The sequence below is a fragment of the Streptomyces sp. NPDC030183 genome (assembly GCF_055573455.1).
Map to the genome: position 1 here is coordinate 307,020 of NZ_JBVIBK010000003.1, position 24,702 is coordinate 331,721.

At 72.4% G+C, this 24,702-nt stretch carries 19 protein-coding genes; 8 read left to right on the forward strand and 11 right to left on the reverse strand.

The window, feature by feature from the left end; genetic code table 11:
- Positions 1-6: 6 nt before the first annotated feature.
- The 7 genes from murD to rsmH all read right to left on the reverse strand — a co-directional run bounded on the left by murD (position 7) and on the right by rsmH (position 9,353).
- Positions 7-1,434 carry a UDP-N-acetylmuramoyl-L-alanine--D-glutamate ligase gene (gene murD / locus ACZ4Z2_RS06065; RefSeq protein WP_468072817.1) on the reverse strand — a complete coding sequence of 476 codons (1,428 nt, stop codon included), beginning with the start codon at positions 1,432-1,434 and terminating at the stop codon, positions 7-9.
- Positions 1,416-2,489 (reverse strand): phospho-N-acetylmuramoyl-pentapeptide-transferase, encoded by a 1,074-nt coding sequence (gene mraY / locus ACZ4Z2_RS06070; protein ID WP_468072819.1) that lies wholly within the window; start codon positions 2,487-2,489, stop codon positions 1,416-1,418. The genes murD and mraY overlap by 19 nt, the downstream gene beginning before the upstream one ends.
- Positions 2,486-3,901, reverse strand: coding sequence for a UDP-N-acetylmuramoyl-tripeptide--D-alanyl-D-alanine ligase (locus ACZ4Z2_RS06075; RefSeq protein WP_468072820.1), 1,416 nt, complete (start codon positions 3,899-3,901; stop codon positions 2,486-2,488). Before ACZ4Z2_RS06075 ends, mraY begins: the two co-directional genes overlap by 4 nt.
- 4 nt (positions 3,902-3,905) lie before the next feature.
- Complete coding sequence (locus ACZ4Z2_RS06080; RefSeq protein WP_468072822.1) at positions 3,906-5,579, reverse strand: UDP-N-acetylmuramoyl-L-alanyl-D-glutamate--2,6-diaminopimelate ligase; 1,674 nt, start codon at positions 5,577-5,579, stop codon at positions 3,906-3,908.
- Positions 5,580-5,661: 82 nt separating this feature from the next.
- A complete protein-coding gene (locus tag ACZ4Z2_RS06085; RefSeq protein WP_468072823.1) occupies positions 5,662-7,629 on the reverse strand; it encodes a peptidoglycan D,D-transpeptidase FtsI family protein in 1,968 nt (655 codons plus the stop codon).
- Positions 7,630-7,634: 5 nt separating this feature from the next.
- The gene (gene ftsL / locus ACZ4Z2_RS06090) at positions 7,635-8,285 is read right to left on the reverse strand and encodes a cell division protein FtsL (protein WP_468072825.1); all 651 of its coding nucleotides are present in this window, start codon (positions 8,283-8,285) and stop codon (positions 7,635-7,637) included.
- Positions 8,286-8,396: 111 nt separating this feature from the next.
- Complete coding sequence (rsmH, locus tag ACZ4Z2_RS06095; RefSeq protein WP_468072827.1) at positions 8,397-9,353, reverse strand: 16S rRNA (cytosine(1402)-N(4))-methyltransferase RsmH; 957 nt, start codon at positions 9,351-9,353, stop codon at positions 8,397-8,399.
- A gap of 356 nt (positions 9,354-9,709) precedes the next feature.
- Here rsmH and ACZ4Z2_RS06100 point away from each other — a divergent pair, with 356 nt between their 5' ends.
- The 4 genes from ACZ4Z2_RS06100 (at position 9,710) to ACZ4Z2_RS06115 (ending at position 15,420) form a co-directional block, all read left to right on the forward strand.
- Complete coding sequence (locus ACZ4Z2_RS06100; RefSeq protein WP_468072829.1) at positions 9,710-10,318, forward strand: beta-class carbonic anhydrase; 609 nt, start codon at positions 9,710-9,712, stop codon at positions 10,316-10,318.
- Between the two features lie 283 nt (positions 10,319-10,601).
- On the forward strand, positions 10,602-11,642 hold the full coding sequence (locus tag ACZ4Z2_RS06105) for an AAA family ATPase (RefSeq protein ID WP_468072831.1): 1,041 nt from the start codon (positions 10,602-10,604) through the stop codon (positions 11,640-11,642).
- Entirely contained in the window at positions 11,639-13,003 is a 1,365-nt protein-coding gene (locus ACZ4Z2_RS06110; protein WP_468072832.1) for a DUF58 domain-containing protein, read from the forward strand. Before ACZ4Z2_RS06105 ends, ACZ4Z2_RS06110 begins: the two co-directional genes overlap by 4 nt.
- The gene (locus ACZ4Z2_RS06115; RefSeq protein ID WP_468072834.1) at positions 13,000-15,420 is read left to right on the forward strand and encodes a transglutaminase TgpA family protein; all 2,421 of its coding nucleotides are present in this window, start codon (positions 13,000-13,002) and stop codon (positions 15,418-15,420) included. The genes ACZ4Z2_RS06110 and ACZ4Z2_RS06115 overlap by 4 nt, the downstream gene beginning before the upstream one ends.
- Before the next feature lie 258 nt (positions 15,421-15,678).
- Here ACZ4Z2_RS06115 and ACZ4Z2_RS06120 read toward each other — a convergent pair whose 3' ends face one another.
- The 3 genes from ACZ4Z2_RS06120 to ACZ4Z2_RS06130 form a co-directional block, all read right to left on the reverse strand.
- A complete protein-coding gene (locus ACZ4Z2_RS06120) occupies positions 15,679-16,080 on the reverse strand; it encodes a DUF3040 domain-containing protein (RefSeq protein WP_359697148.1) in 402 nt (133 codons plus the stop codon).
- A 277-nt stretch (positions 16,081-16,357) separates the two neighbouring features.
- Complete coding sequence (locus ACZ4Z2_RS06125) at positions 16,358-17,128, reverse strand: methyltransferase (RefSeq protein ID WP_468072836.1); 771 nt, start codon at positions 17,126-17,128, stop codon at positions 16,358-16,360.
- 135 nt (positions 17,129-17,263) lie between these two features.
- Positions 17,264-17,803 carry an SAV_6107 family HEPN domain-containing protein gene (locus tag ACZ4Z2_RS06130; RefSeq protein WP_468072838.1) on the reverse strand — a complete coding sequence of 180 codons (540 nt, stop codon included), beginning with the start codon at positions 17,801-17,803 and terminating at the stop codon, positions 17,264-17,266.
- A 177-nt stretch (positions 17,804-17,980) separates the two neighbouring features.
- Here ACZ4Z2_RS06130 and ACZ4Z2_RS06135 point away from each other — a divergent pair, with 177 nt between their 5' ends.
- The 4 genes from ACZ4Z2_RS06135 to ACZ4Z2_RS06150 all read left to right on the forward strand — a co-directional run bounded on the left by ACZ4Z2_RS06135 (position 17,981) and on the right by ACZ4Z2_RS06150 (position 23,691).
- Complete coding sequence (locus ACZ4Z2_RS06135; RefSeq protein WP_468072840.1) at positions 17,981-18,976, forward strand: ATP-binding cassette domain-containing protein; 996 nt, start codon at positions 17,981-17,983, stop codon at positions 18,974-18,976.
- A complete protein-coding gene (locus tag ACZ4Z2_RS06140; protein WP_468072842.1) occupies positions 18,948-21,032 on the forward strand; it encodes a YhgE/Pip family protein in 2,085 nt (694 codons plus the stop codon). Before ACZ4Z2_RS06135 ends, ACZ4Z2_RS06140 begins: the two co-directional genes overlap by 29 nt.
- Positions 21,033-21,067: 35 nt before the next feature.
- Positions 21,068-21,700 carry a TetR/AcrR family transcriptional regulator gene (locus ACZ4Z2_RS06145; protein ID WP_468072844.1) on the forward strand — a complete coding sequence of 211 codons (633 nt, stop codon included), beginning with the start codon at positions 21,068-21,070 and terminating at the stop codon, positions 21,698-21,700.
- Positions 21,701-22,176: 476 nt separating this feature from the next.
- The gene (locus tag ACZ4Z2_RS06150; RefSeq protein WP_468072846.1) at positions 22,177-23,691 is read left to right on the forward strand and encodes a phytoene desaturase family protein; all 1,515 of its coding nucleotides are present in this window, start codon (positions 22,177-22,179) and stop codon (positions 23,689-23,691) included.
- A gap of 72 nt (positions 23,692-23,763) precedes the next feature.
- Here ACZ4Z2_RS06150 and ACZ4Z2_RS06155 read toward each other — a convergent pair whose 3' ends face one another.
- Positions 23,764-24,684 carry an SCO2102 family sporulation regulator gene (locus tag ACZ4Z2_RS06155; protein WP_468072847.1) on the reverse strand — a complete coding sequence of 307 codons (921 nt, stop codon included), beginning with the start codon at positions 24,682-24,684 and terminating at the stop codon, positions 23,764-23,766.
- Positions 24,685-24,702: the final 18 nt, after the last annotated feature.

Here is a 24,702-nt window from a genome sequence, read left to right on the forward strand (position 1 = left end):
GGCCGGTCAGCCGTCCGCGGAGGCGAGTTCGCGCACTGCCTCCGCGAACGCGTCCCCGCGCCTGTTGTAGTTGACGAACATGTCCATCGACGCGCAGGCCGGTGCCAGCAGCACCGTGTCGCCCGCCTGTGCGAGCGCCCGTGCCTCGCGGACAGCCGCGAGCATCGCCCCAGTGTCAGTCCGGTCGAGGTCCACGACCGGCACCTCGGGGGCGTGTCGCGCGAGCGCTTCGCGGATCAGCGCGCGGTCCGCGCCGATCAGCACGACGCCCCTCAGCCGCTTCGCGGCCCCGGCGACGAGTTCGTCGAAGGTCGCGCCCTTGGCGAGTCCGCCGGCGATCCACACGATCGACTCGTAGGACGCCAACGATGCCTGCGCGGCGTGCGTGTTGGTGGCCTTGGAGTCGTCGATGTAGGTGACGCCGTCCACGTCGGCCACGTGCGCGATGCGGTGCGCGTCCGGGGTGAAGGCCCGCAGGCCGTCCCGTACGGCCTTGGCGGGCACGCCGAAGGCACGGGCGAGGGCCGCCGCGGCGAGGGCGTTGGCGATGTTGTGCGGGGCCGGCGGGTCGACGTCGGAGATCTCGGCGAGCTCCTGGGCGTTCTTCTGCCGGTTCTCGACGAAGGCCCGGTCGACCAGGATGCCGTCCACGACGCCGAGTTGGGACGGGCCCGGGGTGCCGAGCGTGAACCCGACGGCCCGGCAGCCCTCCTCGACGTCCGCCTCGCGCACCAGGTCCTCGGTGGCCTTGTCGGCCACGTTGTAGACGCAGGCGACCCGATTGCCCTCGTACACACGGCCCTTGTCCTTGGCGTACGCCTCCATGGAGCCGTGCCAGTCGAGGTGGTCGGGGGCGAGGTTCAGGACGGCGGCGGAGTGGGCGCGCAGGGAGGGCGCCCAGTGGAGCTGGTAGCTGGACAGCTCCACGGCCAGGACGTCGTACTGCTCGTCGCCGAGGACGACGTCCAGGAGCGAGACCCCGATGTTGCCGACGGCGGCCGTGCGCAGCCCCGCGGCCCTCAGGATCGAGGCGAGCATCTGGACCGTGGTGGTCTTGCCGTTGGTGCCCGTGACGGCCAGCCAGGGCGGTGCGTCGGGGCCGCGCAGACGCCAGGCCAGCTCGACGTCGCCCCAGATCTCCAGGCCCGCCTCGCGGGCGGCCGTGAACAGCGGCTTGTCGGGCTTCCAGCCGGGCGCGGTGACGACGAGTTCGGTGCCTTCCGGCAGGGTGGCGCCGTCTCCGAGACGCACGGTGACGCCGAGCGCCTCCAACTCGGCGGCCTGGGCCCGGGCGCGTTCGTCGTCGCCGTCGTTGACGACCGTGACGACGGCGCCGAGGCCGTGCAGGACCTTGGCCGCGGGGATGCCGGAGACGCCGAGCCCGGCGACGGTGACGTGCTTGCCCTGCCAGTCGGTCACTTGTCGGCCGCCCATCCCGCGTAGAAGAGGCCCAGTCCGACGATCACGCAGATGCCCTGGATGATCCAGAAGCGGACCACGACGAGGACCTCGGACCAGCCCTTGAGTTCGAAGTGGTGCTGGAGCGGTGCCATGCGGAAGACGCGCTTGCCGGTCAGCTTGAACGAGCCGACCTGGATGACGACCGACATGGTGATGAGGACGAACAGACCGCCGAGGAGCGCCAGGAGCAGCTCGGTGCGGGAGCAGATCGCGAGACCGGCGAGCGCGCCGCCGAGGGCCAGCGAACCGGTGTCACCCATGAAGATCTTCGCGGGCGAGGTGTTCCACCACAGGAAGCCGAGGCAGGCGCCCATCAGCGCGGAGGCGACGATCGCGAGGTCGAGGGGATCGCGTACCTCGTAGCAGGCTTCCGGGTTGGTCAGGGTCTGCGTGTTGGCGCAGGACTCCTGGAACTGCCAGACGCCGATGAAGGTGTACGCGCCGAAGACGAGGACGGAGGCGCCGGTGGCGAGGCCGTCGAGGCCGTCGGTCAGGTTCACGCCGTTCGACATCGCGAGGATCATGAACAGCGCCCAGATCACGAACAGCACCGGGCCGATGGACCAGCCGAAGTCCTGCACGAAGGAGAGCCTGGTGGAGGCCGGTGTCTGGTCGCGGGCGTCGGGGAACTGCAGCGCGAGGACCGCGAAGCCGATACCGACGATCAGCTGCCCGGCCATCTTGGCCTTGGCCCGCAGACCGAGCGAACGACGCTTGACGATCTTGATGTAGTCGTCGAGGAAGCCGACCAGGCCCATGCCGGCCATCAGGCCGAGCACCAGCAGACCGGAGAACGTCGGCGGCTGGCCCGAGATCACCTTGGCCAGGAAGTACGCGACGATCGTCGCGAGGATGAAGGCGATACCACCCATGGTCGGCGTACCGCGCTTGCTGGCGTGCTCGCGCGGGCCGTCGTCACGGATGTACTGGCCGTAGCCCTTGCGGGCCAGCAGCTTGATCAGCAGCGGGGTGCCGACCAGCGTCAGGAAGAGACCGATGACTCCTGCGAACAGGATCTGATTCATCATCGCGCGGCAACCTCACCCTCGTTGCCGCCGTCGAGCAGCGCCTGCGCCACACTCTCGAGCCCGACCGACCGGGACGCCTTCACGAGTACGACGTCCCCCGGGCGCAACTGACTGCGCAACAGGTCGATCGCCGCCTGTGCGTCGGACACGTGCACCGACTCCTCACCCCACGAACCCTCGTTGTATGCGCCCAGTTGCAGCCAGGAGGCCTCCCTGCCCCCGACGGCGACGAGCTTGCCGACATTGAGCCGGACGGCGAGCCGTCCGACCGCGTCGTGCTCGGCGAGCGATTCGTCCCCGAGCTCGGCCATCTTGCCGAGCACCGCCCAGGTCCGCCGCCCCTTGCCCATGGCTGCGAGCGCGCGCAGAGCGGCCCGCATGGACTCGGGGTTCGCGTTGTAGGCGTCGTTGACGACCGTCACGCCGTCCGGGCGCTCGGTGACCTCCATCCGCCAACGGGAGAGGGAGCCCGCCTCGGAGAGCGCGGTGGCGATCTCTTCCGCGGACATGCCCAGCTCATGGGCGACGGCGGCCGCGGCGAGCGCGTTCGACACGTGGTGCTCACCGTACAGGCGCATGGTCACATCACTTGCACCGGAGGGTGTGTGAAGGCGGAACGCGGGCTGTCCCGCGTCCGTGAGCCGTACGTTCTCGGCGCGTACGTCCGCTTCGCCGGACTCTCCGAAGAGGACCACCTTGGCCTTGGTGCGGGAGGCCATGGCGCGGACGAGGGGGTCGTCGGCGTTGAGGATCGCGGCGCCGCCCTCGCTCGCCGGCGGCAGGGCCTCGACCAACTCGCCCTTGGCCTGCGCGATCTGCTCACGGCCGCCGAACTCGCCGATGTGGGCGCTGCCGACGTTGAGCACGAGGCCCACCTTCGGCGGGGTCAGGCCGGTGAGGTAGCGGATGTGGCCGATGCCACGGGCGCCCATCTCCAGGACGAGGAAACGGGTCTCCTCGGTGGCGCTGAGCGCGGTGAGGGGCAGCCCGATCTCGTTGTTGAGGGAGCCGGGCGTGAACACCGTCGGCGCCTTGCGCCCGAGGACCTGGGCGATGAGGTCCTTGGTGCTGGTCTTGCCCGCGGAGCCGGTGAGGGCGACGAGGGTGGTGCCGAGTTCGCGCACCACATGGCGGGCGAGGGCGCCGAGCGCCGCCTGGACGTCGGCCACGACGATCGCGGGCACGCCGACGGGGCGCGACGCCAGCACGGCTGCCGCGCCCGCCTCGACGACGGCGGCCGCGAAGTCGTGGCCGTCCACGCGCTCGCCGACGAAGGCGACGAAGAGGCTGCCGGGCTCCACCTCACGGGAGTCCCGGACGACGGGTCCGGTGACCTCGACCGACGGATCCGGTATGTCGTGCGTCTGCCCGCCGACGACTTCTGCGATCTCGGCGAGAGAGAGGGCGATCACAAGTTCATCCCTGGGTCTGCTGGATAGCTTCGCGAAGCACCTGGCGGTCGTCGAAGGGACGGACCACGCCGGCGATGTCCTGGCCCTGCTCGTGGCCCTTGCCCGCGACCAGCACGGTGTCGCCGGGTTCCGCGCGGGCCACGGCCGCGGCGATCGCGGCGGCCCGGTCCTCGAAGAGGAGGACCTCGCCGCGCTCGTGGGCCGGCACGGAGGCCGCTCCCTGAAGCATGGTGGCGAGGATCGCGAGGGGGTCCTCGGAGCGGGGGTTGTCGGAGGTCAGTACGGCCGTGTCGGCGAACCGGGCGATGGCGGCGCCCATCGGCGCGCGTTTGGTCCGGTCCCGGTCGCCGCCGCAGCCGAGCACCACGTGCAGCCTGCCCTCGGTGACCTTGCGCAGCGCCTTGAGGACCGACTCGACGGCGTCCGTCTTGTGGGCGTAGTCGACGACCGCGAGGTAGGGCTGCCCGGCGTCCACGCGCTCCAGCCGGCCCGGCACGCCCGGCACGGCGGCGACGCCGTCCGCGGCGGTCTGCGGATCGATCCCGGCGACGGCCAGGGCGGCGATCGCGGCGAGGGTGTTGGCGACGTTGAACGGGCCCGGCAGCGGCGACCTGGCGGTGATCCGCTCGCCCTTGGGGCCGATCACGGTGAACGTCGAGTCCATCGGCCCGACCTCGACGTCCACGGCACGCCAGTCGGCGTCGGGGTGGCCCTCGGCGGAGAACGTGACGACGGGGACCGACGCCTCCTTGGTGAGCCGGCGGCCGTACTCGTCGTCGAGGTTGACGACGCCGAGCCTGCTGCGCTCGGGTGTGAACAGCCCCGCCTTGGCCTGGAAGTAGTCCTCCATGTCGGAGTGGAACTCCATGTGCTCCGGGCTGAGGTTGTTGAACACCGCCACGTCGAACACGCAGCCGTCGACCCGGCCGAGGACCAGGGCGTGGCTGGACACCTCCATCACGACCGCGTCCACGCCGCGTTCGCGCATGACCGCGAAGAGGGCCTGGAGGTCGGTGGCCTCGGGGGTGGTGCGCTCGGACTTGATGCGCTCGTCGCCGATGCGCATCTCGACGGTGCCGATGAGCCCGGTGGAGCGGACCGTCCTGAGGCCGCCCTCGACGAGGTAGGCGGTGGTGGTCTTGCCGGAGGTGCCGGTGATGCCGATCTGGAGCAGGTCGCGGCCGGGGCGGCCGTAGATCGTGGCCGCCAGCTCGCCCATCCGGCCGCGCGGGTCGTCGACGACGAGGACCGGGAGCCCGGTGGCGGCGGCGCGCTCGGCCCCGCTCGGGTCGGTCAGGACGGCGACGGCGCCGAGGCCGGCCGCCTGGTTCACGAAGTCGGCGCCGTGCATCCGGGCGCCGGGCAGGGCGGCGTACAGGTCGCCGGGGCGGACGGCGCGGGAGTCATGGGTGATGCCCGTGACCCCGGTGGCCTCCCCGGTCTCCGGCTGTGCGGCACCCAGGTGTCCGGCGAGTTCCGCGAGGGGTGTGGCGGAGAGCTGGGCCGGCCTGGGCGGTCCGGGGTATGTCACGGAAACGCCCTTCTGGGTGGTTTGGGACTGATCAGCGTGTGGCACGGCGGTGAGCGTACCGGGCGCACCCCCGCCGGAGCGAAGCGAGGGTTTTGGCGGGGGAGACGGGGATGCGTGGTTCCCGGGGTCGGGAGTGATCATGGTCACGGGTGCGTTCCTGGCTGGTTGCGCTGATCAGCGGGTGGATCAGGGAGGGGTCAGGAGGGTCGGGGGTCGCCCGGGAGGCGGGTCAGGGCTTGAAGCTGACGGGCAGGTTCGCGGGTCCGGCGCCGGTCGGCGGGACCTGCAGGGTCTTCAGGGCGAACTCCATGACCTCCTTGTAGATGGGGCCGCAGATCTGGCCGCCGAAGTAGTTGCCCTTGGTCGCGTTCTGGATGGCGCAGTACACGGTGATCCGCGGCTTGTCCGCGGGTGCGAACCCGGCGAACGACGAGGTGTAGCCGCGGTATCTGCCGGTGGCCGGATCCACGCGGTTCGCCGTGCCCGTCTTGCCCGCGACCCGGTAACCGGGGATACGGGCCTTGGTGCCGGTGCCCTCCTCGTCGTCCACGACGGATTCCAGCATCCTGGCCAGCGTCTTCGCCGTCCTCTCGCTCACCACCCGGGTCTTCTTGGGCTTGGGGGCGGGGGTGAAGCGGCCGTCGGGCCCCTTGGTGCCCCGGACGAGGGTGGGCGCGACACGGACGCCGCCGTTGGCGATCGTCGAGAAGACGGAGGTCGCCTGCATCGCGTTTATCGAGACGCCCTGGCCGAAAGGGATCGTGTACTGCTGCGACGTCGACCAGTCGCCGGGCGCGGCGAGGATGCCCCTGGTCTCGCCGGGGAAGCCGAGCCCGGTGTAGCTGCCGATGCCGAACTTGCGCAGGTAGGAGTAGAGGATCCGGTTGGACTCCCGCTGGTTCCTGCCGAGTTCCCCGGTGGCGAGGATGGTGCCGATGTTGCTGGACTTGGCGAGCACGCCGTTGAGCGTCAGGTACCAGGTCGGGTGGTCGATGTCGTCCTTGAAGAGGCGGTCGCCGCGGTGCAGCCGGTTGGGCACGGTGACGTGTGTCTCGGGGGTGGCGACGTTCTCCTCCAGGACGGCGGCCATCGACATGACCTTGGCGGTGGAGCCGGGCTCGTAGGCGTCCTGGAGGGCCGCGTTGCCCAGGGCGTCGGGGTTCGCCTTGGTGAGGTCGTTGGGGTCGAAGCCGGGCGAGTTGGCCATGGCGAGGATCTCGCCGGTACGGGTGTCCTGCACTATCACGTAGCCGCGGTCCGCCTTGGACTTCTTCACCTGCTCGGTGATGGCGTTCTGCGCGGCCCACTGGATGTCGCGGTCGATGGTCAGCTCGATGTCCGAGCCGGCCACGGCGGGGGTCTCGGCGGAGCCCGCGGTGGGAACGAGCCGACCGCCCGACTGGGCGTAGCGGATCTTGCCGTTCTTGCCGGCCAGTTCGCTGTTCAGCTGCTGCTCGATGCCACCGCCGCCCTTGCCCTCGGCGTTGACCCAGCCCAGTATCCCGGCGGCGAGATCGCCGTTGGGGTACACGCGCTTGCTGCTGGGCTCCTGGAAGACACCGGCCAGCACATTGACGGTGCCCGGGTCGTCCTTGGCCTTCTTGACGAGCGCGGCCCGCAGATCGGTGATCTGGTTCCAGACCTGCGGGGTCTGGCGGCGGGCGAGGAGCACGTACCGCGTGTTCTTCGTGCGCAGCTTCTCGGCGATCGTGTCCTGGTCGGCTCCCAGGATCGGCGCGAGGAGCGCCGCCGCCTGCTCGGGCCCGTCGCCGATCTTGAGCAGTTTGCGCGTGAACATCGTCGGGTCGGCGGTGATGTCGTTGGCGTCCGCGCTGATCGCCAGGTCGACGCCGTTGCGGTCGGTGATCCCGCCCCGCTCGGCGGCGAGCACCCGGCCGACGTAGCGGTTGCGGTCGGCCTTGGCCGCGTACTCGCCGGCGTCGACGGCCTGCACCTGGAGCAGCCGGACGACGAAGGCGATCATCACCAGGGTCAGCGCGAGGCTCACCATGCGCAGCCTGGGGCGCGGGCTGCCCAGCCGGATGGTGCGCGGCGCGGGCTGCCGCGGCGCGCTCGGACGGCGCTGGCCCGCGGGGCGGGCACCGGGGCCGGGGCGGCGCTGCTGGCCGCCCGGGGGTACGGGCCGGGCGGGGCCGGGGACGCGGCGGCGGGGCGGCTGCCTGCCTGATTCGACCACTTCCGTCACCTGCCGGGGTTCGTCGAGAGCGGGGTGGACCGTGGGGAGGGGCCGGCGGGGGTGGGAGCGGCGCCGGGGGCGGCACCGCGGAGGGCTTCGGGGGCGGTGCCGGACGCCGCGCCGGGGGCGGTGCCGGACGCAGCACCGGACGCCGCGCCGGGGGCGGCCGCGGCAGACGGGGTGGCCGGCGAGTCCGACGGGGCGGGGGGCGGTGTGGGGGTCGGGCCGTCCGCGACCGCGGGGGCGAGTGCCTCGGGCGCGAGGACCAGGGGCATGCTCGCCGGTGACTGTGGGGCGGCGGGGCCCGGGACGCCCTTGACCCGGCCGCCGGGTTCCAGGAAGGCGGGGTCGCCGCCGGGCACCATGCCCAGCTCGCGGGCGCGGCGCTGGAGTGCCTCGGGGGCGGAGTAGGCGTCCACGTCCCGCTGGAGCGCCTGTTCCTCGTCGGTGTAGCTCTTGACGTCGTCCTGGAGGTCGTCGAGCTGGAACGACCCCTCGCTCAGCGCGGAGTTCAGGACGAGGAGGCCGATGAGACCGCCGCCGAGGAGCACGACGACGAGGAGGACGAACGGGGTGCGGGCGGCCCGGCCGGAGCCCGCGGGCAGCAGCCGCGCGAGACGGGCGGCCCGGCCCTTCAGTTCGGGTTTCCTGCTCACACACCCTCCCTGCCAGTTCGGTTCTCGGACTCACTCCTGGCGCCAGCGAGTTCGGTTCTCGGACCCACCACCGTCCCCTTCACGCACCGTGTTGCGGCCGCCTCGTCCGCCTCACTCCACGTCCTCCCGGACGCGCTCCGCCCCGCGCAGCCGTGCGGGGGCGGCACGCCGGTTCTCGGCGACCTCTTCCTCGGTGGGAAGTTCGGCACCACGGGTCAGGAGCTTGAGCCGGGGCTGGTAGCGCTCGGGGACGACGGGGAGCCCGGGGGGCGCGGTGGAGGCGGCGCCCGCCGCGAACACCTGCTTGACGAGGCGGTCTTCGAGCGAGTGGTACGACAGCACGGCGATCCGGCCGCCGACCGCAAGGGCCTTGACGGCGGCGGGGATCGCCCGCTCCAGTACGGTGAGTTCGCCGTTGACCTCGATGCGCAGCGCCTGGAAGGTGCGCTTGGCGGGGTTGCCCCCGGTGCGCTTGGCGGCCTGCGGCAGGGCGTCGCGGATCAGTTCGACCAGGCGCGCGCTGTTGCTGAAGGGCTCCTTGTCGCGCTCGCGCACGATCGCGGAGACGATCCGCTTGGCCTGCTTCTCCTCGCCGTACGCCCGCAGGATCCGGACGAGTTCGCCGGCCGGGTAGGTGTTGAGGACCTCGGCGGCGCTGATGCCGGTCGTCTGGTCCATGCGCATGTCGAGGGGCGCGTCCTGGGCGTAGGCGAAGCCGCGGTCGGCCTCGTCGAGTTGCATGGAGGAGACGCCGAGGTCGAAGAGGACGCCCTGGACGTGCGGGACGCCGAGGCGGGCGAGCACCTCGGGGAGTTCGTCGTAGACGGCGTGCACCAGGGTCGCGCGGTCGCCGAAGGGGGCGAGTCGCCTGCCGGAGAGGCGCAGCGCCTCCTTGTCGCGGTCGAGGGCGACGAGCCGGGCCTCGGGGAAGCGGGTGAGCAGCGCCTCGCTGTGGCCGCCGAGGCCGAGTGTGCAGTCGACCACGACGGCGCCGGGCTCCGTGAGGGCCGGGGCCAGCATGTCCAGGCACCGCTGGAGCATGACGGGAACGTGTCGGCTCTCGGTCAAGGGGCCCTCTCAGGTCCGGCGGGCCCGTACGCACCGCCGGGTCCCCGCCCGCTCGTGAAGGGGAGGTCCGCCGGCGCCGGAAGTGCCGGCCGACCGGGAGCGGGAGGAGGCCGAGCCGTACGTACGCGCCGCGCACGCGGGGAGATGCCGGGCAGCGACCGGATCTCTCGGGGATGTCAGTCCAGCAGGGGGTCCTCGCCTCCCGCTCCGCGTCACTTTAGTCCACGGCCCCTTGCGGTCAATCAACCGGCCTGCGCGTCGCGACGCCGCCCTCGGGCCGTAGCCCGGAATACCGAGAAATCACTCGGAGTGGTGCAATCCCGCCACCCCTGTGGGTTACCTCACAACAACCTGCAATGACGTTCTTTGTCCCCTCTCACCGAGCGCCATCGGCGCTCGTGACCAGTACCGTCATGCCTATGACGACCTCCGCATCAGTTCCCACCGAAACCGAAGGCGCCATAAACGGCGGCACCGTGACCGACCGGCTGGTCGAGGCGAACGGGCGGTACGCCGCCGCGTTCAGCGACCCCGGGATGGACGCCCGCCCGGTCCTGCGGGTCGCCGTCGTGGCCTGCATGGACGCGCGCCTGGACCTGCACGCCGCGCTCGGCCTCGAGCTGGGCGACTGCCACACCATCCGCAACGCGGGCGGTGTGGTCACCGACGACGTGATCCGGTCGCTCACCATCAGCCAGCGCAAGCTGGGCACCCGCAGCGTGGTGCTGATCCACCACACCGGCTGCGGTCTGGAGGCCCTCACCGAGGACTTCCGCACCGAGCTGGAGGCGGAGGTCGGCCAGCGTCCGGCCTGGGCCGTGGAGTCCTTCCGGGACGTGGACCAGGACGTACGTCAGTCCATCCAGCGGGTGCGGACCAACCCGTTCCTGCTGCACACCGACGACGTCCGCGGCTTCGTCTTCGATGTGAAGACGGGGCTGCTGCGGGAGGTCGGCCCGGCCTGACCGGCGTCGAACCGGCCCGTCGCACCCGCCTCCCCCACCCCCGAACGGTCTTCCGCCGCCTCGGGTTCCTGTCAATCTCCTGGCATCTTGGCGCTCAAAACGGTGCAAGGCCGACAAATAGCCGACCGTTATCCACAGGCGAGTGACACGAATCGGTAACGGCAGCAAGAATGCAAGTGTGGCAACACGCGGAACTGTTCGCGCGTGGTGCCCGTGTTTCGGGGTGGGCCGGTCCGCATCGCAGAGCGTCGGCCCGGAGAAAGAACGGGCCGAGGAGGGCCGGGTGACGACCTATGACGATCGAGCGAGCCTCACTGATCTGACCAGCACTGTGGAGCGAGTCCGCAGTTCGGTCGAGGCGGTGATCGAGGGCAAGCCTGAGGTCGTACGGCTTTCGCTGACAGTGCTGCTCGCCGAGGGACATCTTCTGATCGAGGATGTCCCCGGCGTCGGCAAGACCATGCTGGCCAAGGCACTGGCGCGGTCCATCGACTGTTCGGTACGGCGTATCCAGTTCACGCCGGACCTGCTGCCGTCGGACATCACGGGTGTGTCCATCTGGGACCAGCAGCGCAAGGAGTTCGAGTTCAAGCCGGGCGCGATCTTCTCGCAGATCGTGATCGGCGACGAGATCAACCGCGCGTCGCCGAAGACGCAGTCCGCGCTGCTGGAGTCCCTGGAGGAGCGCCAGGTCACGATCGACGGACACACGTACGAGCTGCCGCACCCCTTCATGGTGGTGGCCACGCAGAACCCCGTCGAGATGGAGGGCACCTACCCGCTCCCCGAGGCCCAGCGGGACCGCTTCATGGCCCGCGTCTCCGTCGGCTACCCGAGCCCGGAGGCCGAGCTCCAGATGCTCGACGTCCACGGAGGCGTCTCGCCGCTGGAGGACATGCAGCCGGTGGCCCACGCCCATGACATCGTGAAGCTGATCGAGGCCGTCCGCGGCGTGCACGTCGCGGAAACGGTACGGCGCTACGCGGTGGACCTGGTCGGCGCCACCCGCACCCACCCCGACCTCAGACTCGGCGCCTCGCCGCGCGCCACGCTGCATCTGCTGCGTGCGGCGAAGGCGACCGCCGCTCTCAGCGGCCGGGAATACGCGCTGCCGGACGACATCCAGTCCCTGGCGGTCGCGGTCCTCGCGCACCGGCTGCTGCCCACCGCGCAGGCCCAGCTCAACCGCCGGACGCCGGAGCAGGTCGTCCAGGAGATCCTGCAGCGCACGCCCGTGCCGCAGGCCGCGCCGCCGCAGGGCGGCTTCGGCGCGGTCCGCACCGCGCCCGCGTATCCGCAGCAGCCGCCGCGGAGGCTTGGATGACCACCGCGGGGCCCGCGCCCGCCCCGGAGCAGGACAAGGGCGGGCTGCGCACGGCTCTCGCCGGGCTCACCACACGCGGGCGCTCCTTCCTCGCCGCCGGGGTGGCGGCCGCGATATGCGCGTACGTGCTCGGGCAGAGCGATCTGCTCCGGGTCGGTCTGCTGCTCGCCGTACTGCCGCTGGTCTGCGCGACCGTCCTGTACCGCACCCGCTACCGGGTCGCGGGCAGCCGCCGCCTCTCCCCCGCGCGCGTGCCCGCCGGCAGCGAGGCCCGCGTCCATCTGCGGATGGACAACGTCTCGCGGCTGCCCACCGGGCTGCTGATGCTCCAGGACCGGGTGCCGTACGTGCTCGGTCCGCGTCCCCGGTTCGTGCTGGACCGGGTCGAGGCGGGCGGCCGCCGCGAGGTGTCGTACCGCGTCCGCTCCGATCTGCGCGGCCGCTACCCCCTGGGACCGCTCCAGCTGAGGCTGACCGACCCGTTCGGGATGTGCGAGCTGACCCGGTCCTTCTCGACGTTCGACACCCTGACGGTCATCCCGCGCGTGGAGGCGCTGCCACCGGTGCGGCTGAGCGGCGAGGCGAAGGGGTACGGCGACGGCCGGCAGCGCTCGCTGGCGCTGGCCGGTGAGGACGACGTGATCCCGCGCGGCTACCGGCGCGGCGATGACCTGCGCCGGGTGCACTGGCGTTCCACCGCGCGCTACGGCGAGCTGATGGTGCGCCGCGAGGAGCAGCCCCAGCGCGCCCGCTGCACCGTCCTGCTGGACACCCGCGCCGTGGGCTATCTCGGCGCTGGCCCCGACTCGGCCTTCGAGTGGGCCGTCTCGGGCGCCGCGTCCATGCTGGTGCACATGCTCGAACGGGGTTTCTCCGTACGACTGTTGACGGACACCGGCAGTTCGGTGCCGGGCGAGGGCGCCGACGGCTTCGCGGGCTCCAGCCAGGAGTCCGCCGACGCGGCCGGGCTGATGATGGACACCCTCGCGGTGATCGACCACTCCGACGGCATCAGCCTCTCCTCCGCGTACGACGTGCTGCGCGGTGGCAACGAGGGGCTGCTGGTCGCCTTCCTCGGCGACCTCGACGAGGAGCAGGCGGGGCTGATCGGCAGGATGCGCCGGCGCAGCGGCGGGGCGATCGCCTTCCTGCTGGACAGCGAGACGTGGACCCGGGAGTCGGGCGAGGTGCCCGCCACGGACGGCGACAGCGCGGGCGAGGAGTCGCTGCGCCTGCTGCACGAGGCGGGCTGGACGGCGCTGAGCGTGCCGCGCGGCGCCTCGCTGACGGACCTGTGGCGCCAGGCGGACCGGCAGCGCACCGGCATGGTCTCCGGGATCGGGACGGAGGGACGGTCATGAGCGGTCGGGCGAGGCTGGCGCTGTGTGCCTGGGCCGCCACGATCATGGCGGCGTGCACCCTGCTGCCGCTGGTGGAGCCGGCGACCTGGATCTTCCAGGCCGCGGTGATGCTGGGTGTGCAGAGCGGAGTGGGAGCGCTCGCCCGGCGGGTGCCGCTGGCCCGTGCGCTGACGGTGGCCGCGCAGGCCCTGGTCACGCTGATGATGCTGACGCTGGTCTTCGCCCGGCAGCAGGCGCTGGCCGGGCTGTTCCCGGGCCCGGAGGCGTTCCAGCACTTCGGCTCGCTGCTGCGCAGCGGTGCCGACGACGTCGGCCGGTACGCCATCCCGGCGCCGATGACGGACGGCATCCAGCTGATGGTGATCGGCGGTGTCCTGGTCATCGGCCTGATGGTCGACGCGCTCGCGGTGACGTTCCGCAGCGCGGCCCCGGCCGGTCTGCCGCTGCTGGCGCTCTACTCGGTGGCGGCGGGGCTGTCGGACGGCGCCGCGTGGCTGTTCTTCCTGATCGCCTCCGCCGGCTATCTGATGCTGCTGCTGGCCGAGAGCCGCGACCGGCTCTCGCAGTGGGGCCGGGTCTTCGGCGGCGGGGCGCGGGCTCCCGGCATGGAGACCGGGGGTGGCGCCGTCGCCCCGGTGCGCACCGGGCGGCGGATCGGCGCGGTCGCGCTCGGTATCGCCCTGGTGGTGCCGCTGGGCCTGCCCGCCCTCGACGGCGGCCTGCTGGGCGGCGCGGGCGGCGGGCTCGGCGCGGGTTCCGGGGGCGGCGGCACGATCTCCGCGGTGAACCCGCTGGTCCAGCTGAGCGAGAGCCTGAACGTCGACCAGGACCGCCAGGTCCTGTCGTACCGCACGAACACCGACAACATCCAGGAGATGTATCTGCGGATCGTCTCCCTGGACGACTTCGACGGCACTTCCTGGAAGCCCACCGAGCGGTCCATCACCGGCGTCCCGGACGATTTCGGCACGCCGAACGGCCTGGGTCCCGCCGTCAAGCGGAACGAGATCGAAACCCGGATAGCGGCGGCGAAGGACTACGCGCAGAACTGGCTGCCGATGCCGTATCCGGTGACGTCCGTGGACATCGACGGCGACTGGCGGTACGAGCCGGTGGGCCGCACGCTCGTCGGCGACCACGGCCAGGACACCAAGGGCGCGCAGTACACGGTCAGGAGCCTGATCGTGCGGCCCACCGCGAAGCAGCTGGCGTCGGCGCCGGCACCGCCGCCCGCCCTGAAGCGGGAGTACACCGAGGTGCCCTCGTCGCTGCCGCCGGTGGTGGCGCGCACCGCTCGCGAGGTCACGGCGGGCGCCGCCAACGACTACGAGCGGGCCGTGAAGCTCCAGGACTGGTTCGCGTTCAGCGGCGAGTTCACCTACGACACCGAGGTGCAGAGCGGGACCGGCTCGCGGGCGATCGCCCGGTTCCTCCAGGAGAAGGAGGGCTTCTGCGTCCACTTCTCGTTCGCGATGGCCTCCATGGCCCGCACCCTGGGCATTCCGGCCCGGGTCGCGGTGGGCTTCACCCCCGGCACCCCGGAGGCGAACGGTTCGATGTCGGTGGGGCTGCGCGACGCGCACGCCTGGCCCGAGCTGTACTTCGAGGGCGTGGGCTGGACCCGCTTCGAGCCCACCCCGAACCGGGGCACCACCCCCGAGTACACCCAGCCCGAGTCGTCCGGTGACAACGGCCTGCCGGAGGTGCCGCGGCCGTCGCAGTCGGCGTCCACGGCGCCGTCCACGGCGCCGTCGGAGAGCGAGAGCTGCTCGGCGCAGCAGGTGCGTCTGCAGGGCGGTTGCTCGTCCGAGTCCGCGGCGGCCCTGCCGGGTTCCTACGACGAGCAGCGCGGGTTCTGGGGGCTGGTGTTCTTCTCCCCCTGGACGCTGCTGATCGTCCCCGGGGCGCTGGCGCTGCTCGCCGTTCCCCTGCTGCCGATGCTGTGGCGGATGCGGACGCGGTCCGTGCGGCTGGGCGCGCACGGGCGGACACCCGCGGAGACCGCGGCGCACGCCCTGGCGGTCTGGCAGGAGGTGACCGACACGGCGTGGGACTACGGCATCGCGCCGGACGAGTCGCAGACACCGCGCAAGGCCGCCGCGCGGATCGTGCGGCTGGGGCGGCTGGAACCGCCGGCCGAGGCGGCGGTGCACCGGCTGGCGGCGGCCGTGGAGCAGGTTCTCTACGCCCCGCAGCCGCAGGTCCCGGCGGGGCTCGCCCAGGACGCGCACCATGTGGCGGCCGGGCTGCGGGCCCAGGTCGACCGCTGGGCCCGCTTCCGGGCGCTCTTCCTGCCCCGTTCGACCGTCCGCGTGATCTGGGCGGCTTCGGCCCGCTGGTCGGCCCTCACGTCGGAACTGGCCGCCCGCCGCCCGACGCTGCGCCGGCCGTCGACGCCGACCGGCCAGAACAACTGAGGTCCGGGTCCGACCGAGGTCCGCACCCGCATGAGTCCGCCCCCACCGGTTGTCCCGGTGGGGGCGGACTTGCGTCGGGGCCAGGGCGTCACGGCGACCGGCGACCGCGACCGGCGACCGATGACCGATGACCGGTGCCCGGCGGCGCGAGGGTGCCCCGTGTTCGATTCCAGGCGTGACCGAAGGGTGACCGTCACCAGGACGGTCACCCTTCATCTGATCTTCAGGTCTGGCGGGGAGTCCGGCTACTCCGGGGGCTCAGTGGCCGCCCTGTTCGTCGCGGCGGCGCTGCCAGCGCTGTTCGATTCGATCCATCATGGAGCGGCGCTGCCGTGTCTGACGACGGGCACCGGCGGAGCCTGTGGGAACGGTGGGCTGCTCACCCGGCTTGGGGGCCTTGCGCCAACCGGTCACGGCGAGCACGGCGCAGCCCAGCATGACGAGGAATCCCACCACGCTGACCCAGATCTGCTGTGCGACCATTCCGGCCATGAGGAGCGCGATACCCACCAGAAAGCCCGCGACCGCCTGGTAGACCCGCCGCCGGGTGTACGTACGCAGCCCGCTTCCCTCAAGCGCTGACGCGAACTTGGGATCTTCGGCGTACAGCGCTCGCTCCATCTGCTCGAGCATGCGCTGCTCGTGCTCTGAGAGCGGCACGGAGTCCTCCTCATCGTGCGGTCGCCGGGGCGACCCGGGGGGTCCTCTTCAGGATAGGCAGGGAATCGCCCCCTTGAAACCCGCCCCTCTACGCCAATTCGCCAACCGGAACCCGCCATGGCACCCCGACTCGCTGAGGTGTGGATTCCCCAGCGAACGGCCCGTCATGCCGGACGGTCTCCCTCGATCATACGGCTCCGAGCGCCCGATCGGGGGGCCTGTGGCGTACTCCATCCGCCGCCGCGCCCCTGATCAGGGGGCACGGCACAGCAGACGCTCAGACCTCGGCGGCACCCCGGGTCTCGCCGAGCACGTGCAGCTGCGTGGCCACGGAGTGGAACGCGGGCAGTTCCGCGGCGGCGGCCTCCAGCTTCAGGAGGGCGTCGAGGGCGCCCGGCTCGGTGTCGACGAGCACACCGGGGACGAGGTCGGCGAAGACCCGGACACCGTGCACGGCGGTCACCGCGAGGCCCGCCTCCTCGACGAGCGCGGTGAGCTGCTCGGCGGTGAAGCGGTGGGGTACGGGATCACCCTCGCCCCAGCGTCCGTTCGGGTCGTCGAGCGCCTGCCTGGCCTCCTTGAAGTGCCCGGCGAGGGCCCGTGCGAGCACCGCGCCGCCCAGTCCGGCGGCGAGCAGGCTGAGGACGCCGTCGGCGCGCAGGGCGGCGACCGCGTTGCCGATGCCCTCGGCGGGGTCGTCGACGTACTCCAGGACGCCGTGGCACAGCACGGCGTCGTAGCCGCCGCGCTCGACGACGTCGAAGAGGCCGTGCGCGTCGCCCTGGACTCCCCTCACCCGGTCGGCGACACCGGCCTCGGCGGCCCGGCGCTCCAGCGCGAACAGCGCGTTGGGGCTGGGGTCGACGACGGTGACGCGGTGACCGAGGCGGGCCGCGGGCACCGCGAACTTGCCGCTGCCGCCCCCGGTGTCGAGCACGTCGAGCGACTCCCGCCCCGTGGCCTTCACTCGGCGCTCGAGGGCGTCCTGGAGAACGTCCCAGACCACGGCGGTACGGAGGGAGGCGCGGGGGCGCGACGGGTCCGACACGGCAGTTGACTCCTCGGCGCGGCACCGCCTGGTGTGCGGCGGAGCGGTGGGCTTGCTGGTTCCGCCGGCGGCCGGGGGGCCGTGGCGGAGATTTCGGGTGCCCCCAACCCTAATGGGCGGCGCCGGGACGGTCGGTCAGCCCGCGTCCGGCACCCCTCCGTCGCCGTCCTGCCGTGGCTGCGGAAGGACCGGCTGGAGCACCAGCATCCGCTCGACGAGGCGCAGGAACATCGCCACGTCGCGCATCAGGTCGTCGGCGTCGCGCGCGCTCACCGCGCCCCGTATGCCTGCTTCCGCACGCGCCCGGCGGGCGGCGCCGGAGGCGAACAGCGCGCTCCACTCGGTGAGTTCGGGCGCGATCTCGGGAAGCACTTCCCAGGCGCTGCGGATCTTCGCCCGCCGCTTAGGTGTGGGCTCGGGGCGGCCCCGGGCGGCGAGCACGGCGGCGGCGGTGCGCAGGGCGGCCAGATGGGCCGTCGCGTACCGCTCGTTGGGGGCCTGGAGCGCGGACGCCTCGTCGAGGCCGGCGCGGGCCTGGGCGAGCAGGTCGAGTGCGGCGGGCGGGGCCGTCGCCCGGCGCAGCACGGGGTGCACGTCGCTCGCCGGGCCGGTCAGTGAGGGGGCAGGGCCGGTGGCACGGCGCCGGTTGGCGGCTGCCGCGTGGTACGTGGCCATGACGAACCTCCTGTCGTCTCTGTGACGGCACGCCCTGACACGGGGTGCCGTATGTGCCCATCGTGAGGTATGCCACTGACAATCCGTTCTGACCTGGGCTTTTGCTTCGCTCGAAGGTTCGAGGTAAATTTTGCACTGACCAGTCAGTTCAAAAAGGCACGAGGGGGTCCGGAGCACATGGACGAGCCGCCTACGACAGCCGCGGCACCCGCCGGCGAGGGGGGCGGCGTCGCCGTCGGCGCCGAGGGCCTGGGGATCAAGGGCCCGCGCGGGTGGGTGTTCCAAGGGGTGGGGTTCCACGCCGAGCCCGGTTCATTGATCGCCGTCGAGGGTCCTTCGGGATCGGGCAGGACCTGTCTGCTGCTCGCCCTCACCGGGCGGATGAAGGCGAGCGAGGGGCACGCCACGGTGGGTGCCCTGCGGCTGCCGAAGCAGCTGGCCGCCGTACGCCGGATCAGCGCCCTGGCCCACGTCCCCGGCGTCACGGACCTGGACCCGGCGCTCACCGTCGGGGAGCACCTGCGGGAACGGGCGTTGCTGCAGCGGCGGTTCGACGGCTCCCTGCGCGGACTGCTCCGGCCCCGCCGTGAGCGGAGGGCCGAGGCCGAGCACCGGATCGACGCGGCGCTGGCCGCCGCCGGGCTCGACCGCTCGGCGCTGCCCAAGGGCGACCGGACCGCCGTGCGCGACCTGGACCGGGTGGAGGCCCTGCGGCTCTCGCTCGCCCTGGCCCTCATCGGCCGTCCCCGCCTGCTCGGCGTCGACGACACCGACCTGAAACTCTCCGAGGCGGAACGGGCCGGGATATGGGCCCTGTTGCGGTCCCTCGCCGAGGCCGGCACCACGGTCGTCGCGGTGTGCAGCGAGGCCCCGGAGGGCGCGCTCGTCGTGTCGACGGCGCGGAAGAGCGAGACGGGGACGGAGACGGACACCGGGGCCGAGCCCGAGACCGAGGCCGAAAACGGGGCCGAAAACGGGGCCGAGACGGGGACCGAGGACAACGCCGAGGCCGGGACGGGGGCCGGGACCGAGACGGAGCCCGAGACCAGGGCCGAGCCCGAGACCCGGACCCCGACCGACACCAAGGCCAAGCCCGAGACCGCCTCCACGACCGACCGCGGTGACGACGACAAGGAGAAGGGCGATGCGATCGCCGAAACTCGCCTCGCTTGAGCTCAGGCGGTTCGGGCGGGGGAAGCTCCCGCGCGCCGCGCTGGCCTCGCTCATGCTGCTGCCGCTGCTGTACGGCGCCCTGTACCTGTGGTCCTTCTGGGACCCGTACGGCCGCCTGGACCGCATCCCGGTGGCGCTGGTGAACGACGACAAGGGGGCGTCGGTCGGCGAGCGGAAGCTGCGGGCCGGCGACGAGATCGCCGAGGGGCTGCGGGACAGCGACACCTTCGAGTGGCACGAGGTGAGCGCCGAGCAGGCCCGCGACGGCGTCGAGGACGGCACGTACTACCTGTCGCTGACCATGCCCTCGGACTTCAGCCGGCGCATCGCGTCCAGCTCCGGTGACGCGCCGGAGACGGGCGCCCTCCAGGTCCGTACGAACGACGCGAACAACTACATCGTCGGACAGATCTCCCGGACGGTGTTCTCCGAGGTGCGGACGGCGGCGTCGACGAAGACGTCCCGGTCGTTCCTGGACCGGATCTTCATCTCGTTCTCCGACATCCACGAGAAGACCCAGAAGGCCGCGGACGGTGCCGACGACCTCAAGGGCGGTATCGACAAGGCGGAGAAGGGCTCCAAGGACCTCGCCGACGGGCTGAAGGCCGCCAAGGAGGGCAGCGGCAAGCTGTCCGGCGGCCTCACCGACCTGGACCAGGGCGCGGGCGACCTCCAGGACGGCGCCCAGCAGGTCGCGAACGGCACCCAGAGCCTCGCCGACAAGGTCAACGGAGCCGCCGACCAGGTCCGGCCCTTCCTCGACGAGAACGGCGACACGATCGCCGACACCGCCACCCTGGTCGCCGACTCGGCGGCGACGATCCGCAACCACCTCACGGCCTTCGTCACCACGGCCCCCGCCGCCGAGACCGGCACCCGGGCCGCCTCCGACACCCTCGACGACGTCTACAAGCGGCGCTGCGAGGACCCGACGCTGCCCGACCCCGCCTGCGGGGACCTGAAGAAGGCGAAGGAAGCGGCGGCGGAGGCGGCACGGCTCGCCGAGGACGTCAACACGGTGGTGAAGAACTACGACGGCGACCTGAAGGCGTTCAAGACGGACCTGAAGACCCTGGAACGGCAGGCCCGGGCCCTCGCCAAGGCCGCGCCGAACCTGTCCGGGGACCTCGACGACGCCGTGACCAAGGTGAACGCGCTCAACAAGGGCGCCTCGAAGGTCGCCAAGGGCGCCAAGACGCTGCACACGGGTCTCGGCACCGCCAAGACGGGCGCCGAGGACCTCGACACCGGCGTCGGCGACCTGAAGACCGGCGCGAACAGCCTCAAGGGCGGCATGTACAAGCTGGCCGACGGCTCCGGCAAGCTCGCGGGCGGGCTGCACGACGGGGCCGACCGGATCCCGGACTACGACGAGAAGGACCGCGACCGTCGCACCGAGGTGATGGCCGACCCGGTACGTCTGGCCAGCAAGGACCTTCACAAGGCGCCCAACTACGGCACCGGTTTCGCCCCGTACTTCATCCCGCTGTCCCTGTGGGTGGGCGCGATGGTGGCGTACATGCTGATCCCGCCGCTCAACAAGCGTGCCCTCGCGGCCGGTTCCCCGGCGTGGCGGATCGCGCTGGCGGGCTGGCTGCCCGTGGCCGCCCTCGGTGTGCTCCAGACGGTCGCGCTCATGGCGGTGCTGCACTGGGCGGTGGGCCTGGAGATGGTCCGGGCGGCCGGGACGGTGGGCTTCCTGTTCCTGGTGACGGCGTGTTTCGCGGCGATCGTGCAGTGGCTCAACGCGCGCTTCGGCGCCGCCGGCCGGATCCTCGTCCTCGCCTTCCTGATGCTCCAGTTGACGTCCGCGGGCGGTACGTACCCCGTGCAGACCAGCCCGGACTTCTTCAACGCGGTCCACCCGTTCCTGCCGATGAGCCATGTCGTGGACGCCCTGCGGCGGCTGATCACGGGCGGCGGCCTCGGCCCGGTCTGGCAGGCGTGCGCCGTGCTGGTGGCCTTCACCGCGGGCGCCCTCGCCCTGACCGCCCTGTCGGCCCGCCGCAAGCAGGTGTGGACCCTCGACCGACTGCACCCGGAGTTGACTCTGTGACCGCGCACCGGACGGTTCCTGTGACAATCAGGGCCATGGAAAGCAGCAACGCCCCCGGCGGCGCAGGCGGGGGACGCCGCGAGGCGACCCGGCAGAAGCTCTACGAGGCGGCCGTCACCCTCATCGCGGAGCAGGGGTTCTCCGCCACCACGGTCGACGAGATCGCCGAGCGCGCCGGCGTGGCCAAGGGCACCGTCTACTACAACTTCGCCAGCAAGTCGGTCCTCTTCGAGGAGCTGCTGCGGCACGGCGTGGGGCTCCTCACCGCGTCGCTGCGCGAGGCGGCCGACCGCACCGCCGCGGACGGCGGCAGCAGGGTCGACGCCCTGGACGCGATGATCCGGGCCGGCCTCGTCTTCATCGACCGCTACCCGTCGTTCACGCAGCTGTACGTGGCCGAGCTGTGGCGCACCAACCGGGCCTGGCAGTCCACGCTCATGGTGGTCCGCCAGGAGGCGGTCGCCGTCGTGGAGAACGTGCTGCGCGAGGGCGTCGAGGCGGACGAGCTGAGCGAGGAGATCGACATCGGCCTCACGGCGTCGGCCCTGGTAGGCATGGTCCTGGTGGCCGCCCTGGACTGGAAGGCGTTCCAGCCGGAGCGCTCCCTGGACGACGTGCACTCGGCACTGTCACGGCTGCTCCAGGGCCGGGTCAGCGGCAACCGGTAGGCGCGGACCGCACCCCCGTACGAACGAGAGCGCCGGTTCGGACTGGCCGCGTCCCCCGCGGGCCACCTCGAACCGGCGCTTCCCCGTTCCCCCCTGTTCCCCCTCGCTCCCCCCGCCCCCGTCCCCCGTTCCCCCGGTTCCCCCGTGTCTCGCTCCCGCCGACCCGTCGAAGCCTCGACCCTGTCGGCGGAAGGAGCGGTAGGAGCGCGAGACCCGTTCCGCCGCCCCGTGCCGGCGGTCCCGGAGCCACGCCCCTTCCCGTGCCTCCACTCTTCCGTCCGCGCGGACGGAGCCCATCCGCGCGGCTACTCATCTCCCCCGGTAGGTACGCGTACTCAGCCCTGCGCGCTCACCCCCAGACCCGGCGGCGCCCCCCTGGTCACGCGAACGCCCGCGCGGATACTCCCCCGGGGCCGCCGGGGCCCCGCCCAGTCCCCCGGAACGGGGCGCCGGCGGCGCCCGCTAAGGTCGCAGCCATGGCAAGGATTGCGGTGATCGGCGCCGGTCTCGGCGCCATGGCGGCCGCCGCCCGGCTGGCCGTCGCGGGCCACCGGGTGGTGGTGTACGAGCGCACGACGACCTACGGCGGTGCGGTGGGCCGGTACGAGCGCGACGGCTTCGCGTTCGACACGGGCCCGGCGCTGCTGCCGCTGCCCGCCGTCTACCGCGACCTGTTCCTGAAGACCGGCAAGGAGCCGCTGGAGAAGTGCGTCGACCTGGTCCAGGTCGACCCGGCCGCGCGGCACGTCTTCGCCGACGGCACGGACCTGCTGCTGCCCAACGCCTCACGCGCGGGTGTGGTCGCCGCCCTGAACACGGCACTCGGCTCGGGGGCGGGCGACCGCTGGGGCGACTTCCTGGTCCGGGCCCGCGAGGCGTGGGACCGCACTCGACGGCCCCTGCTGGAGGAGCCGCTGTGGACCGACTGGCGGATCCTCGCCGAACGCGAGCCCTATCCGGCGGTGCCCCACAAGCGGCTGCTGCGCACCCGCCGCGCCGGCACCCTCGCCGAGATCGGCGCCTGGGAGCTGCGCGACCCCCGGCTGGCGGCCCTGCTGGAGAGCCACGCCCTCGCGTACGGACTGGACCCCCGCACCACCCCGGCGAGCGCGTCGGTCCTGCCGTACATGGAGCACGCCTTCGGCACCTGGTACGTCCGGGGCGGCATCCGGGAGCTGGCGCGGGCCCTGTACGAGCGGTGTCTGGCCCGGAAGGTCGAGTTCGTCTTCGGTGCCGAGATCACCCGGATCGCGGAGAAGGACGGCCGGGCGGCCGGGGTCGAGTCGGCGGACGGGACGGTGGCCGAGGCGGACTTCGTGGTCGCCGGGGTGGCGCCCGAGGCCCTGGGCCGGGCGGTGCGGCAGTCGGCCGTCCGGGGTGACGGCGAGGTGCCGGCCCAGCGGGCGGGGACGAGCCGGCTGACCGTGCTGCTCGCGCTGCGCGGTGGCCGGCCGGAGGGCACGGCACACCGGACGGTGGTGCACGCGGAGGACCGCGACAGCGAACTGGACCTGCTGTTCGGCCCGTCGTCCGGGGTCGTCGCGCGGCCCACGGTGACGGTGCTGCGCCCCGACGATCCGGCGTGGGTGCCGGACCCCGGGCACGAGGCGATCGTGATCGGTTCGGTGGTGCCCGCCCAACCCGCGTGGGACCGGGCGGAACTGGAGGTCTTCGAGCGGCACGCGCAAGCCCTGATCACCGTCGCCGAGCGGGCCGTGCCCGGCCTCCGGGACCGGCTGCTGTGGCACGAGGTGCGCACCCCGGCGGACATCGAGCGCACGACCGGTGCGGCAGGCGGCGCGGTCCCCGCCCCGGCGCTGGCCGCGGGCGACGGCCGGCTGCTCCACCCGGCCAACACCACGGCGCTGCCGAACCTGTTCACGGTCGGCGGCTGGTCGCACCCCGGCGGCGGGCTCCCGCACGCCGGTATGTCGGGCTCCCTGGTGGCGGGGCTGATCGTGGAAGGGCCGGGCTTCAGCGGCTCGCAGTGAGAGCCGGCCGCCGCGGGCGGTGGCACAGCGGGGCACGAGGGCCGGCCACGGCCGGGTGACGCGGACCGGCTGTCAGAAACGGTACTGCTGCTCGTCGTACCCGTTGCCGTTGCCCTGGTACGGGTACGACTGGTCCGTCGGCAGGTCCGACCCGAACGGGTCGTCGGTGTTGCGCTGTTGCGGGACCCACACCCCGCCGGGCGGGGTCTCGCCGGTGTAGGCGCCGTTCCCGTATGCGTCCTGTCCGTAGCCCTGCTGCCCGTACCCCTGCTGACCGTAGGACGGGTCGTAGGAGGCGGTGGCGTCGTAGGTCTGGGTGCCGATGTACGGGTCGGAGTAGGCGGCGTACTGCTGCTGGGACTGGTCGTAGCCGTAGCCCTGCTGGTCGTAGCCGTAGTAGGCGAACGCCTCGTCCTGGGTCTGGTCGGCGGTCGCGAAGGACTCGCCGCCCGGGGTGGCGGCGTAGGCGTTGTCCTCGCGGTAGACGCCGTAGGTGCTGGTGTCGTCGGGCAGGGGCTCCGGCGAGTAGACGGTGCTCGCCCCGGCGCCGGAGGGGGTGGACTTCGGGCGGACGAAGACGTCGTCGTCCTGGTCGAGCGGGTCGTCGTCCTGCTGGTACGTTCCGGCGGCCGTGGGCTGGAGGTCGGACACCTCCAGCGTGGGGTCCTGACGCTCCGGCTCGCCCCGGCGCCGCTTCTTGCCGGGCTTGGACGCGGCCGGCTCCGCGCCCTCACCGGAGCGCGGGCGGACGGCCCAACCCGCCTCGAAACCACGGCGGAAGGACAAGGTCACATACGTCTGGCCGACCGCGAAGGCGATCGCGCCCACCCCGATGACGATCACATTGGGCATCAGGACGCCGAGGACCACGCAGAGGAACCCGGCGAAGGCGAGCAGCCTCCACCGCAGTCGCGCCTTGTACTGGAGCAGCACCTCGCCGAGCAGCCACAACGCGACGATGCCGAACGCGATGTAGAGGACCGTCCAGCCCATGTACGCCCCTCTCCCTGT